This window comes from Janibacter sp. Y6 (assembly GCF_040900765.1).
Classification (GTDB): Bacteria; Actinomycetota; Actinomycetes; order Actinomycetales; family Dermatophilaceae; genus Marihabitans; species Marihabitans melonis.
This window is the reverse complement of the sequence record NZ_JAKLYZ010000004.1, coordinates 26,494-40,492: the sequence shown is the minus strand read 5'-3', so window position 1 is coordinate 40,492 and position 13,999 is coordinate 26,494. Positions and strand designations below refer to the sequence as shown.

Annotated in this window: 15 protein-coding genes and 1 tRNA gene; 6 read left to right on the top strand and 10 right to left on the bottom strand. The window is 72.0% G+C overall.

Going from position 1 to position 13,999, the window contains the following annotated elements; genetic code table 11:
- Positions 1-26: 26 nt before the first annotated feature.
- Positions 27-662 carry an SAF domain-containing protein gene (locus L6241_RS10475; protein ID WP_368246135.1) on the top strand — a complete coding sequence of 212 codons (636 nt, stop codon included), beginning with the start codon at positions 27-29 and terminating at the stop codon, positions 660-662.
- A 121-nt stretch (positions 663-783) separates the two neighbouring features.
- The gene (locus tag L6241_RS10470) at positions 784-1,152 is read left to right on the top strand and encodes an MscL family protein (RefSeq protein ID WP_368246134.1); all 369 of its coding nucleotides are present in this window, start codon (positions 784-786) and stop codon (positions 1,150-1,152) included.
- 80 nt (positions 1,153-1,232) lie between these two features.
- Here L6241_RS10470 and L6241_RS10465 read toward each other — a convergent pair whose 3' ends face one another.
- From L6241_RS10465 to L6241_RS10450, 4 genes are all read right to left on the bottom strand, one after another.
- The gene (locus L6241_RS10465) at positions 1,233-1,433 is read right to left on the bottom strand and encodes a hypothetical protein (protein WP_068276722.1); all 201 of its coding nucleotides are present in this window, start codon (positions 1,431-1,433) and stop codon (positions 1,233-1,235) included.
- Positions 1,430-5,035, bottom strand: a complete 3,606-nt coding sequence (locus L6241_RS10460; RefSeq protein ID WP_368246132.1) for a DUF4011 domain-containing protein — start codon at positions 5,033-5,035, stop codon at positions 1,430-1,432. The genes L6241_RS10465 and L6241_RS10460 overlap by 4 nt, the downstream gene beginning before the upstream one ends.
- Positions 5,036-5,098: 63 nt before the next feature.
- A complete protein-coding gene (locus L6241_RS10455; RefSeq protein ID WP_368246130.1) occupies positions 5,099-6,064 on the bottom strand; it encodes a DUF4268 domain-containing protein in 966 nt (321 codons plus the stop codon).
- A 37-nt stretch (positions 6,065-6,101) separates the two neighbouring features.
- Complete coding sequence (locus tag L6241_RS10450) at positions 6,102-6,725, bottom strand: hemerythrin domain-containing protein (RefSeq protein WP_368246129.1); 624 nt, start codon at positions 6,723-6,725, stop codon at positions 6,102-6,104.
- Between the two features lie 277 nt (positions 6,726-7,002).
- Here L6241_RS10450 and katG point away from each other — a divergent pair, with 277 nt between their 5' ends.
- A complete protein-coding gene (gene katG, locus L6241_RS10445; protein ID WP_368246127.1) occupies positions 7,003-9,273 on the top strand; it encodes a catalase/peroxidase HPI in 2,271 nt (756 codons plus the stop codon).
- A gap of 64 nt (positions 9,274-9,337) precedes the next feature.
- Here the strand turns inward: katG and L6241_RS10440 are convergent, their stop codons facing one another.
- The gene (locus tag L6241_RS10440; protein ID WP_368246125.1) at positions 9,338-9,511 is read right to left on the bottom strand and encodes a hypothetical protein; all 174 of its coding nucleotides are present in this window, start codon (positions 9,509-9,511) and stop codon (positions 9,338-9,340) included.
- Between the two features lie 81 nt (positions 9,512-9,592).
- Here L6241_RS10440 and L6241_RS10435 point away from each other — a divergent pair, with 81 nt between their 5' ends.
- The gene (locus L6241_RS10435) at positions 9,593-10,132 is read left to right on the top strand and encodes a 2'-5' RNA ligase family protein (protein WP_368246124.1); all 540 of its coding nucleotides are present in this window, start codon (positions 9,593-9,595) and stop codon (positions 10,130-10,132) included.
- 204 nt (positions 10,133-10,336) lie between these two features.
- The gene (locus tag L6241_RS10430; protein WP_368246122.1) at positions 10,337-10,600 is read left to right on the top strand and encodes a GlsB/YeaQ/YmgE family stress response membrane protein; all 264 of its coding nucleotides are present in this window, start codon (positions 10,337-10,339) and stop codon (positions 10,598-10,600) included.
- 123 nt (positions 10,601-10,723) lie between these two features.
- Here the strand turns inward: L6241_RS10430 and L6241_RS10425 are convergent, their stop codons facing one another.
- Entirely contained in the window at positions 10,724-10,906 is a 183-nt protein-coding gene (locus L6241_RS10425) for a hypothetical protein (RefSeq protein ID WP_368246121.1), read from the bottom strand.
- Positions 10,907-10,991: 85 nt separating this feature from the next.
- Here L6241_RS10425 and L6241_RS10420 point away from each other — a divergent pair.
- A tRNA-Arg gene (locus L6241_RS10420) sits at positions 10,992-11,063 on the top strand.
- Positions 11,064-11,492: 429 nt separating this feature from the next.
- On the opposite strand, the gene L6241_RS10415 is transcribed toward L6241_RS10420, so the two are convergent.
- From L6241_RS10415 to L6241_RS10400, 4 genes are all read right to left on the bottom strand, one after another.
- Positions 11,493-11,885: a hypothetical protein gene (locus tag L6241_RS10415; protein ID WP_368246120.1), complete on the bottom strand. Its 393-nt coding sequence runs from the start codon at positions 11,883-11,885 to the stop codon at positions 11,493-11,495.
- A 6-nt stretch (positions 11,886-11,891) separates the two neighbouring features.
- A complete protein-coding gene (locus L6241_RS10410) occupies positions 11,892-12,146 on the bottom strand; it encodes a hypothetical protein (protein ID WP_191563183.1) in 255 nt (84 codons plus the stop codon).
- Positions 12,147-12,609: 463 nt separating this feature from the next.
- A complete protein-coding gene (locus L6241_RS10405) occupies positions 12,610-13,368 on the bottom strand; it encodes a cytochrome c biogenesis CcdA family protein (protein ID WP_368246118.1) in 759 nt (252 codons plus the stop codon).
- Positions 13,365-13,820 (bottom strand): TlpA disulfide reductase family protein, encoded by a 456-nt coding sequence (locus tag L6241_RS10400; protein ID WP_368246117.1) that lies wholly within the window; start codon positions 13,818-13,820, stop codon positions 13,365-13,367. Before L6241_RS10400 ends, L6241_RS10405 begins: the two co-directional genes overlap by 4 nt.
- Positions 13,821-13,999: the final 179 nt, after the last annotated feature.

Genomic DNA, 13,999 nt, shown 5'->3' with positions numbered 1-13,999 from the left:
CGGCGACGCTGCCTAGCGTCACCGGCATGGCCGACCTCCTCGCGACCCAGCTGCCCTCGCTCTTCGGACCGGGCCGCCGCCCCGCGTGGCGACGACGGGTCGCGCGTCGCCTCGTCGCGGCCGCCGCCCTCTGCCTGGCGCTCACGCTGGCTCTCGGTCAGCAGGCACCCGAGCCCACCCGCGCCGTCCTCGTCGCGAGCGCCCACGTCCCGCCCGGCACCGAGGTGCTCGCCGAGGCCGTGGCCGTCGTCGACCTGCCGCGGTCCGCAGCCCCCGACGGTGCGCTGACCAGACCCGACGAGGCCGTGGGCCGGATGGCCACCGTCGCCATCGGCCCCGGCGAGGTCATCACCCCCGCCCGGGTCCTCGGCCGGGACCCCGCGTCCGCCGGACGCGGCCGCCGGCTCGTCACCCTCCCCCTCCTCGGTGCGGCGCGATCGCTGACCGTCGGTGACCGGGTGGACGTCTACCGACCCGGCCGGCGCGAGCCCGTGGCGACCGGCGCCACCGTGGTCGCGATCCCGTCGGCTGCGGACGACCTCGCCGCCGTGCCCGAGCCGACGGCCGTCGTGTCGCTCCCCGTCGAGGCCGCCGGTGACGTCGTCGATGCTCTCGGCGCGGACGCCGCGACCGGCTTCGTCCTCACGACCCGAGGGGGGTGATCTAGGAGCGCGCCACGCCGAGAGAGGGGCTGATGTTGCAGGTGGGGCCGCGGACTTCCATCCTTGGTCCGAAGGTGCGCTCCTGCACCGGCACCCCTACCCCTGTGAAGGACGGCTCGTCATGAAGGGTTTCAAGGACTTCCTCATGCGGGGCAATCTCGTCGAGATCGCCACCGGTCTGATCATCGCCAGTGCGTTCGCGCTCGTGGTCACCGAGTTCACCAAGCTGCTGCTGGCCACCATCAGCAAGATCTTCGGCGGCCCGCCGGAGGTCGGCAACATCACCATCGGCGGGGTCCCCGTCGGCCCCTTCATCAACGCCGTCATCGCCTTCGTCATGATCGCTGCGATCGTCTACTTCGTCGTCATCCAGCCCTACCAGCGGATGCGCGAGCGCTTCGTGGCCCAGGAGGCGGAGACGACCGCTGAGGACATCGAGCTCCTCCGCGAGATCCGCGACGAGCTGCGCGCCGGTCGCGGCAAGATCTGATCGCACCACCAGCGGCCGCCACAGCCGCGACGACGACGGGGTGAGGGCCGGCCGGCCCTCACCCCGTCGTCATGCCTCGGTCAGCCCCAGTGGGGCGGACGCTGCTCGAGCAGCCAGCGCTCGCGCTCGTCGCCGGCCGTCGGCTCGTCGCCGGAGGTCACCGCCGGACGGCGGCGGGGGCGCTCGTCGGCCTGCGCGCTCGCCGCCCGGGCCGCCTCAGAGGTGCCGGGGTGGGTCGCTCGGCGGTTGCGCCGACGCCGCGGGGTCGGCTCCTCGCTCATCGCCCGCGCTCCCGGTCGATCTCGACGCAGGCCTGGTGCAGGGCGCGCAGGACCTTCGCCTCCTGGCGGGCCGGGTCGGCGAAGATGTCGGTCGCCCACAGCCGCACGTGCCGCCACCCCAGCGCCGTGAGCTCGCCGGGCAGGATCCGGTCGCGCTGCCGGGCTCCGGCCCGGGTCGCGTACTCGGGGCCGTCGATGCTCACCGCGAGCTGGTAGCCCGGGTAGTCGGGGTCGCCCACGGCGATGTCGACACGGTGACCGGCCTGCCCGACACCGAGCTCGACCTCGAGCCCGGCCGAGCGCAGGCGCTCGACGAAGCCGACGACGAGCGGACCGGGCTCCACCCGCGGGGTGCCCGCGACCGGCGTGGGGTCGTCCTCCAGCTCGACGAGCACGTGGCGCAGCGCCTCGACGCCGGAGGTCTTCGGCGCACCCGCGAGACCGGCGGCCCGGAGACCGGTGACCCAGTCGACCTGGTGGCGGCCACGGGTGAGCGCGGTCGCGACGAGACGGTCGCCCCCGGGGGCCATGAGCGCGGCGGTCGCACCGGTCGACGGCGCACCGGAGCCCGGCGCGGAGACCGGTCCGACGCTCACGACGACGCGGTCGCGCTGCTCGCGCTGCCAGCGCAGCACCGGCTTGACGACGAAGGGGGCGGGCAGCGCGGCCGCCGCGGCGGCGAGCTCCGGACGGGCGCGGAGCTGGTCGGCGACGGCGGAGCGGATCGCGGCCGCGTGCGCCTCGTCGAAGGTGACGACGCCGAGCGAGCTCGACGGGTCGGCGAGCGCCTCGGCGACGAGGGCGGCGACGAGCTCGACCTCGGCACCAGCGGTGTCGGAGTCCACGCGGCGCAGCCGCGGCGTGGGGTCGCCGGTGGGCGACGGGGTGTGGACGACGCCCCGCTCGCGGGCCGACGGGAGCCAGGGCCGTGGGTCACCGCTCGTGCGAAGGGGGACCACCGGCAGACGGTCCTCGGCGACGTCGGCCAGACCGGGCGCGGTCGGCGCCGGCGGCACGACGGCGGGGTCGGTCGTCCACGTGCCCGGTCGCTGCTGGGTCGTGTCGCCGACGACGACCACCTGGCCGCCCCGGGCGAGCGCAGAGGCGGTGCGGGCGAGGGTGGTCCGGCTCGCGTCGTCGACGACGACGACGTCGAAGCGCTCCTCGGGGGGCAGGAGCAGGCCGACGGCGAGCGGGCTCGTCATCCAGCAGGGCGCAGCCGCGCGCAGCAGGTCGCCCCACGTGCTCACCGCGTCGTACCAGCGCGGGGCGCCCGGGCCGCGTCCGGCCGCGGCGTGGGCGACGGCATGGGCCATGCGCCGGTGCCCGCGCGCGGTCTCGCGGTAGCGGCGGCGCTGATCGGCGGCGAGGTCGTAGGCGTTCGCCCGCACGGTCGCGGCGTCCGCGACGACGAAGTCGGAGAGCGCGGCGTCGAGGTCGGAGCCGGCCACCGCCCCGTACCGCTTGTCGACCTGGCCGATCTCAGCGAGCACCGACATCCACCACACGTAGCGCAGCTCGTCGCCCACGGCGGGGCGGGGCACCCGACGGGCGGCGAGGTCGTCGACGACCTCGCCGAGACCCAGGTCGTCGAGGGCGTCGAGGTCGGCCCGGGTCCCCGACGCGGCGACCGCGCCGGCGTGGTCGCGCCGCAGCGCCGACAGGCGCGAGCGCAGCTCCTCGGTCGGCAGGTCGACGAGGTGCCCGTCCGCCGGGGGCGCGGCAGCCTCGACCGACTCCAGCGCGGAGTGCACCCGCTCGTAGGCGCGATGCGCGTCGTCGATGGTCGCGGGGATGCGGGGCCGGCCGCCGCCGCCGACGAGGGCGGCCCAGGCCTGGCGCTGCTCCTGGGCGGCGAGGAGAGCGGCGTGCAGGTCCTCGGGCGGACGCCCGGGGCGAAGGTGGGCGCGGGCCTGGCGCACGAGACGGCGCCGCTCGAGCATCCCGAGCCCGGGCGCCCCGCCGGTCGCGTCGATGAGCGGGTCGATGGGCGCGTCGAAGAGCTCGGGCCGGAAGACGTCGAGGGTGTCGCGGATCCGCTCGACTGCGGAGAGGAAGCGCCCGTGGTCGCCCGGCGACTGGGCGACCGGCTCGGTGATGTCGCGGAAGACCTCGGCCATCGTCGTCTCGAGCGCCGCGAGGTCGCGGTCGAGGAGCGTCGTGATGGTGTCCTCGACGCGCCGCACGTCGCCGTCGCCCGCCACCCGGCCCCGCCACCACGGCGAGGCCGCGCTGCGGCGCTCCCAGCCGAAGGCCGCGGCGACCCGCTCGACGGTCTCGGCCGCGCCCTCCATGGCGTCGAGGTCGAGCCGGGCGAGCACCCCGCGGGGCAGGCGCACCCGCGAGCGCGGGGGCGACTTCGCGGCGGAGAGCGCGACGACGTGGTCGTGGGCGTCGGCGATGCTCACGCCCCACGGCTCGCGGGCGAGGTGCACGGCCTGCGCGTGCCCGTCGAGGACGGACGCGGCGAGCGCGGCGTCACGACGGCTGGCGCGGGCGTCCCCTTCGCGCTGCGGGTCGGGCTCGGGCCACCGCTGCGTGATGACGTGCGGGTCGACCGGCGCTGTCGGGTCGGTGATGTGCAGGGCGAGGTCGGCCAGGCCGACGTCGTCGAGGCGCTCGCGGACCGCGCTCAGGGCGCCGGTCTTCTCGGCGACGACGAGGACGCGACGCTGGTCGCCCGCGCACTGCGCGACGAGGGCGGCGACGAAGCGGGCGGCGTCGACACCGGGGGGCGCCTCCACGAAGAGGTCCTCGCCCGCGGCGACCCGGTCGAGCGCGCCCTGCTGGTCCTCCGGCAGGTCGAAGACGCTGCGGTCGACCCCTTCGGGCGCGCGGCGGCTCTCGCGCGGGTCGGGCGGGGTGGGCTGCTCTGCGGGCGCGTCGCCGACGAGCCGGGTGACGACCGGGTGCGCGGTGACGGCCTCCTCGACGGCGGCGAGGTCGGAGATCGCCTCGGCCTTGCCGTAGGGGTAGGCGCCGAGGCTGAGCGATGGCGTGATCTCGAAGCCCGGCACCTGGGCGCACAGCGCCGAGAGGGCGGCGTAGACCGGCTCGGGGTTGAAGCCCCCACGCCCGGTGTCGCGCCCCCGGTCGAGGGTGCGGGTGAGGGCGCCGGGGTTGCCAATCCGGGTGCGCAGCGCGGCGACGAGCGCAGGGTTGAGCTCGACGTCGGCGACGAAGTGCAGCCGCATGTCGCCGTCGAGCTCGGTCGGCTCGAGGTCGACGCGGCGCAGGATCACGGGGGCGGCGGGGCGCCGGGCCTCGTCCTTCGTGTGCCAGGTCGCGGTCCCCATCGCGAGGAAGCAGGTGCTCAGCCCGTGCTCCTCGGCGATGACGTCAGCGCGGGCCCGCAGACGGGCGGCCGCGCGCTGCGCCGCGAGGCGTGACTCGGTCTCGCGGACGAGGTCGCCGAGCCGCACCGTGCGACCCGCGAGCAGCATGGCGACGCCGCCCGGGTGGGCGCGGGTGAGCGTGACGACCTCGGAGGTGTCGCGACGCGGCCAGACGAGCGTGTTCGGCCCGCCGAGGTCCATGAGCTCCTCGCGCCACTGCCGCATCGGGCCCGGTGTCGGGGGCGGTGCGGGGGGCGTCGCGGTCACGCCCCAGAGGCTAACGCGCGGAGAGCGACGCAGCCCACCGGCGTCGCGCCCCGGCAGCACTAGTCAGGCCAGATCAGTGGGCACGCCGCCGACGCTGGTGATCGCTCGGCGCAACCGGCGCTGACGCTCGAGGAGCCAGGTCAGGTACTCCTCCCATCGGTCCGTGTCGTCGATGACGGAGTCAGGGAGATAGTCAGCGATCCGGGTCGCCTTCCGACCCTTCATCTCCTGCCAGTCCAGCGGGCCCCCGTACGCCGCCTCGATGTCGGCCTTGCGAGCCTCTAGGGCGCGAAGGCGCGCATCGTTGGTCGCCGGGTCGGGATCCTCGAAGTCGATCTCGCTCCCCAAGCGCCCACCCATGAAGTAGCAGTAGTAGCTGACGTTCGACGTCCCGGTCGGCATCGCGAAGGCTGACCCCCTGGGCATCCGCGTGGCCCGTGACCACGGCAGGCTCTCCTCAGCGAGGCGGTCCAGCCAGAGCCTCCAGAACTCGCTGTACGCCCGCTCCCGGCTGGACAGCTCAGAGCGCGCGGATGCACGCACCGTCTTCTCCCAGTCATTCGGCTGGGCGACGAGCTTGAAGTCGGGGGCGGGTTGCGACTGCCCGATGCGTACCACCCGGAGCTCGACCCCGAAAAACCGGGTCTGGTCATCGGTCCGAGCATTGAGCCAGTCGAGAGCTGCGCGATGCTCCGGCCGGAATGACGAGGCAATCCACACGACAGTGGCTGGCTCGGTGCCCGCCGCATAGGTGAGGATCTGACCCAAGTGGCCGTGGTCTGTGGGTTCGAGCTGGTTCTCAACGATGACGACCTCGCCCGAGGTGAGGTCGCGCCCCATGAGGTCGAGGCTGAAGCTGCCGACTGGGTGCTCCGCGACATCGAGCGCTAGCTCCATACCGAGCAGGTCGCTCAGCACGTCGAGGTTACCGAGGAGCCAGGGAGTGAAGTTGTGAGCCTCGTGCCTCCAGACGTCCCGAGGATTTAACGTCGTCAGTCGTCCGAGGTCCGGGGTTCGCTGGTGGGTCACCCGCAGAAGCCTGCCACCGACACCTAACGCGTGGCGGTCACAGCCAGCGGTCCTGGCGTCGGTAGCGCGGCTCGAAGAAGCGGCCGTTGAGCGCGAGCAGCGGCCCGGGGAAGAGCGCGAGGGTCGACGCGCTCTCCTCGGCGGTCCTGCCGTCCGTGAGCCAGGGCAGGAAGGCGGGGATCGTCCTCAGCCCCTTCGTCTTGCGCGCGGTGGCGCTGCTGGCGTGCCAGTCCTGCGCGGTGAGCACCCGCAGCGCGAGCGGCAGGGCGTCCTGCTCCTCGTGCCGCAGGTGGTGGCTCAGCTGCTGGTGCAGCTCGTCGACGGCCGCGGCGAGATCGCTGCCGTCGAGCGGGCCGGCCCCCGCCGGCGCGCTGAGACTGGCGTCGACGACCTCGACGACCTCGACGAGCGGGTCGACGATGCCGTGCTCCCACTCCATCGCCTCGAGCACCTCGGCGTCGGCGCAGGCGCTCGTGCGCCGGCGCACCGCCGGCCACAACGAGGTGTCCTCGACCGTGTGGTGGTGGTGCAGCTCGTCGCGGAAGGCGACCCACCCCCGCACCACCGCGGCACGGCGCTCCGGCCGTCTCGTGAGCCCCTCGGCCGCCCGGGCGAGATGCCCCAGGTCGCGCCGGAATGCCGCGTGCAGCGCGAGCATCATGCCCGCTCCCTGCTCCCCCGCACGTGCGTCAGCTGATCCCATCGTGTCCCTCCCCCGAGTTCCGCTCGTCACGCTAGACCCGGGGACCGACATCGCGCGGGCAGTTCGGGCAAACCGGGCGAAGGGGCACCGAGCCGGCCGCCCGGCCCGGCCCCGGCACCCCCTTCGCCCCCTCCCCTGCACCCCCTTCGCGACGTCTGCCACCGCCGCACCTAGCACGGCACCACGACCGAAAGCCAGTCTTGACCGATTCCAGATAAGCCCCCATGATCGACGCATGACCGACAACCAGGACAACGACGTCGCCCAGAGCCCGCAGGGAGTGGACCGCAAGGCCGAGGCAGGTTGCCCGGTCATGCACGACTCCGCGACCGCGCAGGGGTCCGAGAGCGAGAACCCCGTCATCGACTCGCCGGAGCCCAAGACCGGCGGACGCCCCCGCACGATCCAGGACTGGTGGCCCGACGCGCTCGACCTGTCGGTGCTCCACGCGCACTCGCCGAAGGGCAACCCGCTCGGCGCCGACTTCGACTACGCCGAGGCCTTCGCCGGGCTCGACGTCGAGGCGCTCAAGGCCGACGTCGTCGAGGTGCTCCACAGCTCGCAGGACTGGTGGCCGGCCGACTTCGGGCACTACGGCGGTCTCTTCATCCGGATGAGCTGGCACTCCGCCGGCACGTACCGCATCTACGACGGCCGCGGTGGCGCCGGTGACGGCGGGCAGCGCTTCGCCCCGCTCAACTCCTGGCCGGACAACGCCAACCTCGACAAGGCCCGCCGCCTGCTGTGGCCGGTCAAGCAGAAGTACGGCCAGCAGATCTCCTGGGCCGACCTCATCGTCCTCGCCGGCAATGTCGCGCTCGAGGACATGGGCTTCGAGACCTTCGGCTTCGCCTTCGGCCGCGAGGACGTGTGGGAGCCCGAGGAGGTCTTCTGGGGGCCGGAGGACACGTGGCTCGGCGACGAGCGGTACAGCGGTGAGCGCACCCTCGAGGAGTCGCTCGGCGCGGTCCAGATGGGCCTGATCTACGTCAACCCCGAGGGTCCCAACGGCAACCCCGACCCAGCCGCCTCGGCCCGCGACATCCGCGAGACCTTCGCCCGGATGGCGATGAACGACGAGGAGACCGTCGCCCTCATCGCCGGCGGTCACACCTTCGGCAAGACCCACGGCGCCGGCGACGGCGACCACGTCGGCCCGGAGCCGGAGGGTGCGCCCACCGAGCAGCAGGGCCTGGGCTGGAAGAGCTCGTACGGGTCGGGCAAGGCTGGTGACGCGATCACCTCGGGCCTCGAGGTCACGTGGACCGACGTGCCGACGCAGTGGAGCAACCGGTACTTCGAGATCCTCTTCGGCTACGAGTGGGAGCTGACGAAGTCCCCCGCCGGCGCGAACCAGTGGGTCGCGAAGACCGACGACGAGATCATCCCGGACGCCTTCGACGCGGACAAGAAGCACCGCCCGACGATGCTCACCTCCGACCTCGCGCTGCGCGTCGACCCGACGTACGAGGCCATCTCGCGGCGCTTCCTCGAGAACCCCGAGGAGTTCCGCCTCGCCTTCGCCAAGGCCTGGTACAAGCTGCTCCACCGCGACATGGGTCCCGTCGATCGCTACCTCGGCCCGTGGGTGCCGGAGGCGCAGCCGTGGCAGGACCCGGTGCCCGCGGTCGAGGGCGAGCTCGTCGGCGACGCGGACGTCGCGGAGCTGAAGAAGGCCGTGCTCGACTCCGGGCTGTCCGTCGCCGAGCTCGTCTCGACGGCGTGGGCCGCGGCCGCGAGCTTCCGCACGACGGACAAGCGCGGCGGGGCGAACGGCGCCCGCATCCGTCTCGAGCCGCAGCGCAGCTGGGAGGTCAACCAGCCCGAGCAGCTCTCCGGCGTCCTCGAGCGTCTCGAGTCGATCCGCGGCGACTTCAACGCGAAGGGGGGAGCCCAGGTCTCCCTCGCCGACCTGATCGTGCTCGCCGGTTCGGCCGCGGTGGAGAAGGCGGCAGCGGACGGCGGCCAGCCCGTCGAGGTCCCCTTCCGCCCCGGTCGCACCGATGCGACGCAGGAGCAGACCGACGTCGACTCCTTCGCGGTCCTCGAGCCCCGGGCCGACGGCTTCCGGAACTACCTGCGCGAGGGCCTGCCGGTGCCGGCGGAGAAGCTGCTCGTCGAGCGGGCGTACATGCTCGGCCTCGGCGCGCCGGAGATGACCGCGCTCGTCGGCGGCCTGCGCGTCCTCGGCGCCAACCACGGCGGGTCCGAGCACGGCGTGCTCACCGACCGGCCGGGCGTGCTGAGCAACGACTTCTTCGCCAACCTGCTGGCGCCCGGCGCCGAGTGGGTGAAGACCGGCGACGGGGTCTACGAGATCCGCGACGCCGCGAGCGGCGAGAAGAAGTGGACGGCGACCGGTGTGGACCTCGTCTTCGGCTCGAACTCGCAGCTGCGTGCGCTCTCGGAGGTGTACGCCAGCGAGGACGCGAAGGGGAAGTTCGCCGCCGACTTCGCCAAGGCGTGGACGAAGGTCATGGAGGCGGACCGCTTCGACCTCGTGTGACGTCATGAGCAGGTGAGGGCCCGGTCGTCCGGTGACGGCCGGGCCCTCGTCTGTCGTGAGGGGCTCAGCGCTGGCTGCGTCTGAACCACGAGGTGGCGCCGACGCAGATGCAGACGAGCATCAGGGCGACGAGGACCGTCGTGACGTCGGCGGCGCCGCCTGACAGCGCACGGTCCGCGATGCGAGCGGCGACGCCGAGGACGAGCGCGGCGGCGAACCACAGGCGTGCGGGTGACATGGGGTCATGGAAGCAGGTCCTGGGTATCCGGGGACGGTCCGGACGTGCGGCCCCCTGCGGCGCCGACCTAGGGTCGCGGCCATGGTCACGAGCGACACGTCGACCGATGGGCACCTCGTGCTCGTCGTGCCGGTGCCGCAGCTCGAGGACTTCGTGCTCGAGCGGACACGTCACTACGACGACTCCTTCGTGTCCACCGACGCCGCGTTCGTCCACGCCCACATCACCCTGCTCGCGCCGTGGGTCGTCGCCCCCACAACCGCCGACCTGGCCGTGATCGCCGAGGTCGCGTCGAGGACGGCGCCGATCGACTTCGTGCTGGACGAGATGGGGGTCTTCCCCGACGGCACCATTTACCTGGGACCTGACCCGGCGGCCCCCTTCGCCTCGCTGACGGCCGCGCTGGTCGCGGCCTTCCCGCAGTGCCCACCGTACGGCGGGCGCTTCGACCCCGTCCCGCACCTCACGGTCGACCACGTGGCGGGCGGGGTCACCGTCGGGTCCACCCGGTCCGCGCTCGGCCCGACCCTGCCGGCTCGGTGCCGGGCCGAGCGGATCTCGCTGCAGAGGTATGCCAACCACGGCTGCCGCACCGTCGCCGAGTGGGAGCTCGGGGTCTGAGGCAGTCGCGAGAGGGCCTCACCTGCGGGAGGCCCACCGCTGTCTCCAGCAGGGTCACAAGGCGCTGACTCGTGCGGTGGACGACCGCGTCCACGCGGGCACGTGCAGATTGGCCCCGTCTCAAGAACCTCGGAGACCTCCTACACCGCCTATCGTCGGCCCGCAAGTGTTGTGTGTGTTTCTGATGTGAAAGGTGTGATTGTCGTGCTCGGACTCGGCTTCATCGGTTGGATCGTGATCGGCGGCCTCGCCGGGTGGATCGCGAGCAAGTTCATGGGCACGGATGCGCAGATGGGGATCCCGCTGAACATCGTCGTCGGCATCGTCGGCGGTCTGCTCGGTGGCTTCCTGCTCAGCCTCGTCGGCGTCGACGTCGAGGGCGCTGGGATCATCTTCAGCTTCCTCACCGCGCTCCTCGGCGCCGTGATCCTGCTCTTCGTCGTCAAGGCGGTCACCGGCCGGCGCTGACGCGGATGTGCTGACCTCGGGCCGTCCTCGAGACGGCCTAGTCCCCCGCACTCCCTCCTCTGCCTGGAGCGAGTTCGGGGGGCGACGTGCGTCGGCGTGGCCCGATCACGGGGATCGCGGGCCTCAGCCTCGGCGAGGACCCTCGCGGCGCCACGCGACGAAGGCAACTACCGCACACACCAGCGTGAGGATGCCCAGGGCGACGCCGAGGACCGTCTCCGCGTCCCCGTCGAGCGTGGCCATGACGACCCACCACAGCACCGTGAAGGTGATGGCGACGAGCAACCACTTCTCGTGAGTCCGCATGGCCGCAGTCTGCCTCCTCCCGCGGTGGCGCCGGACCAGCAGAGGTGCACGTACCCTGGTCCGGTGCCGCTCCGAGGAGCGGCTGGCCCTCGTAGCTCAGGGGAAGAGCACTTCTCTCCTAAAGAAGGTGTCGCAAGTTCGAATCTTGCCGGGGGCACCGCCATTTTCCGGGCTTCTTGGCCCTCGCCGGGCCGTCCGACTACGTCTCGTGGACATAGTTTGGACATATCAGCTCCCGCCGGCGCCCTTCCCAAGCCCCTGCGTGGAACTAGGCCGCGAGCCGCATGACCCGTCGCGCATCAGGGATGCTCACACCGACGTAGACCTCCTCGTCCGCCATGCTGCGGCGGGCGAGGTGCATCTGATCGGCTCGTAGGTGCTCGGCCCACCCGGGAAGCGGATCGGGCGCGTTCTCGTCGTGGGCGCGCGCCCATCGACTGACGGGGCACGGCCTGGTGCTCACGCGCAGCGGAGTCGGGCCGGAAGGACCAGCCCTGCGGGGCCAACCGGTACCAGGCCATGACCCCTTCGCTCGTGACGGTGCAGTGGCCGGAGATGCGACGCAGCGCCAGTCCGGTCTTCCCTCTCATGACTCCTCACCCCTTCGCCCATGACGTGGGAGACGAAGGGGGACCGCGACCACCTTGGACGGGCGGACCGTTGTCGTCGTGCTGGCCGTCGTGAACCTGGGTGCTGTGAGCTCGTTGATGAAGGCTTGCAGCACGGTGACGACCGGGCGGTCGTGGTCGACGAACGCCAGGACCAATCGGGTGAGGCCGGCCGTGACCAGGAGGCTGTAGGCGAGGGGGAAGAAGCCCATCCCGATGCCGAGCCGCCGCTCGAGGACCTGCAGGAGGAAGAAGATGAGTGCGGCGATGGCGTAGGCGACGTAGCGGGCTCGGAAGGGCAGGGTCTTGCCGGGCGGGCCGAGCCAGACCGCGTCGACGTTGTAGATCTCGTCATCGACTGGCAGTCGCATGGATGGTCACCCCGTGACGAGGCTGGCGAGCCAGGTGCCGACGGAGTCAGCTCGGCCGCTGGTGGCCAACCCCAGGACGGCGAGGGCGATGACGACGCCGCCGACGACCTTCATCGACTTGGCGTTGTCGCCGCGCTGGGCGAAGACGAAGAGCATCACCGCGATGAGCAGGAGCAGCAGCGGGATGATGTTGTCCTGGATCCAGGACTGCAGGTTGCTGGTGTCGCCGACGGCCGCCGGCAGGTGGGTGAGGTGCTTCATGGCAGGTCCTCTGTCCGGTGAGGTGGAGTCGGATTGCTCCGTCTCCAGTTCCCCAGACCGCAGTGCGCTGTTCCACTACTTGCCGAATCTTGACCCTTCGGGGGATCGCGGCTCTGCGTCAGGTCTGGCCACGGCTGGCGCCCACCCGGGCTCGCCGACATGTGCGGACACGGGCTCGGGGTCGGGGTCGGACCGTCGCAGACGACGCCCGTGTCTGCGAAACCCCTCCGCACACGTCTAGTGCGACACCCGCGAGCTAAGCGACTAGCGGCACACCAAGGGGCCGGCCGCGCGTCGCAGTTGACGATCCTCCAACGGAACGCCCGTTGCCCGGGCGTCACCTGACCGGCAGGCCGGCGCCACCGAGGTGCTCGACGAGCCCCGTTGTCTACAGCGGAGGCCACACGATGAGCGGTCACATCGTGGCTCGGGAACTGACATCAGTGGGTCACGTTCCTTCGCATCAGAGGGGCACTTCCCAATCGCTGATGAGTCTGGTCTGCAGCCGCTGGACGATCGCATCCCAACCGCCGGTGAGCAGGAGTGTCCCGACGATGATCAGCAGGCTTGCGCCGACGACCTGGATCGCGCGCTGGTGTCGTTGCAGCCACGACGAGACCGGGGCCCAGCGCTCGTAGGCCGCGGCGATGAGGATGAAGGGCAGTCCCAGCCCTAGGCAGTAGGCCACGGCGAGAACGACAGCTCGGGTGATCGAGGCGTCGCCGGCGAGGTTGAGCGCGAGGACCGCGGCAAGTGTCGGGCCCATGCAGGGAGCCCAGCCCAGCCCGAAGACGGCCCCGAGGACTGGCGCCCCGGCCAGGCCGGTGGCGGGCTTGATCGGCAGGCGGAAGGTCCGCTGCGAACCGGCGCCGAGGAAGACAAGGGCCATGAGAATCACCACTACGCCACCGATGCGCATCAGCAGCTCTCGGTGCTCCACGAGCGCGCGGCCGGCGGTGGCGACGAACATCGAGGCAAGAACGAAAACGAGGGTGAAGCCGAGGATGAACAGCAGCGCGCCCAAGACCATCCGGCCGCGGCTGCGCTTCTCCAGTGCTACGTCGGACAGGCCGGTGACGTAGCCGAGATAGCCCGGTACGAGGGGCAGCACGCAGGGCGTGGCGAAGGAGACGAGCCCGGCGAGGGCCGCGACGAGCACGGCGAGAGGCAGAGCCCCACTGGCAACCTGGTCACTGAGCCCGGTCGTGAAAGCGACGATCATCGACCCTCCTCGGCGAGGGTGTCCTCGATCAAGCCTCGAAGGGTCGACTGCGTGGTGGCCCCGAGGACAACCGCAGCGATACGACCCTGTCGGTCGAGGACAGCGGTGGAGGGCTGGGTGGTCATCTTGCCCTGCATGGCGATCGAGGTGGTGCCGGATTTGTCGTAGATCGAGGGCCAGACGAAGCCCCACGTCTTGGCTTGTGCTCTGCCGGTCGCTACGGAGGACTCTCGGAAGTTGATCCCGACGAGCTGCACGTCATCGCCCTTCAACTCCTTGTTGAGCGCGACGAGGTGTGGGGCCTCTTTGGCGCAGGGTCCGCACCAGCTGGCCCAGACGTTGACGACGACGACCTGGCCACGGTGATCGGCGCTGTCCCACGTCTGGCCGTCAAGCGTGTCACCAGCGAGCTCGACGGGTTCGCCCCGCTGGGTCTCGTCGAAGGCGGTCACGCTGCCGTCCCCGGATCGATAGCCGAGGTCTTGCTCATCCTTGGCGCCGGATGAGGAGCACGCGGCGAGCCCACTGGTGGCAGCGACAGCACTGGCCGCGGCGAGGAGACTTCGGCGGGAGGGACGACGTGCGGTCATTCGGGTCTCATGCTCCTGAGGTCGTCGCCGCGCGTGCGTGG

Excerpts from the sequence above, each read along its gene's own strand:
- L6241_RS10475 (WP_368246135.1), top strand. The coding sequence starts at position 27 with ATGGCCGACCTCCTCGCGACCCAGCTGCCCTCGCTCTTCGGACCGGGC.
- L6241_RS10470 (WP_368246134.1), top strand. The coding sequence starts at position 784 with ATGAAGGGTTTCAAGGACTTCCTCATGCGGGGCAATCTCGTCGAGATC.
- L6241_RS10465 (WP_068276722.1), bottom strand. The coding sequence starts at position 1,433 with ATGAGCGAGGAGCCGACCCCGCGGCGTCGGCGCAACCGCCGAGCGACC.
- L6241_RS10450 (WP_368246129.1), bottom strand. The coding sequence starts at position 6,725 with ATGATGCTCGCGCTGCACGCGGCATTCCGGCGCGACCTGGGGCATCTC.
- katG (WP_368246127.1), top strand. The coding sequence starts at position 7,003 with ATGACCGACAACCAGGACAACGACGTCGCCCAGAGCCCGCAGGGAGTG.
- L6241_RS10440 (WP_368246125.1), bottom strand. The coding sequence starts at position 9,511 with ATGTCACCCGCACGCCTGTGGTTCGCCGCCGCGCTCGTCCTCGGCGTC.
- L6241_RS10435 (WP_368246124.1), top strand. The coding sequence starts at position 9,593 with ATGGTCACGAGCGACACGTCGACCGATGGGCACCTCGTGCTCGTCGTG.
- L6241_RS10425 (WP_368246121.1), bottom strand. The coding sequence starts at position 10,906 with ATGCGGACTCACGAGAAGTGGTTGCTCGTCGCCATCACCTTCACGGTG.
- L6241_RS10415 (WP_368246120.1), bottom strand. The coding sequence starts at position 11,885 with ATGCGACTGCCAGTCGATGACGAGATCTACAACGTCGACGCGGTCTGG.
- L6241_RS10410 (WP_191563183.1), bottom strand. The coding sequence starts at position 12,146 with ATGAAGCACCTCACCCACCTGCCGGCGGCCGTCGGCGACACCAGCAAC.
- L6241_RS10405 (WP_368246118.1), bottom strand. The coding sequence starts at position 13,368 with ATGATCGTCGCTTTCACGACCGGGCTCAGTGACCAGGTTGCCAGTGGG.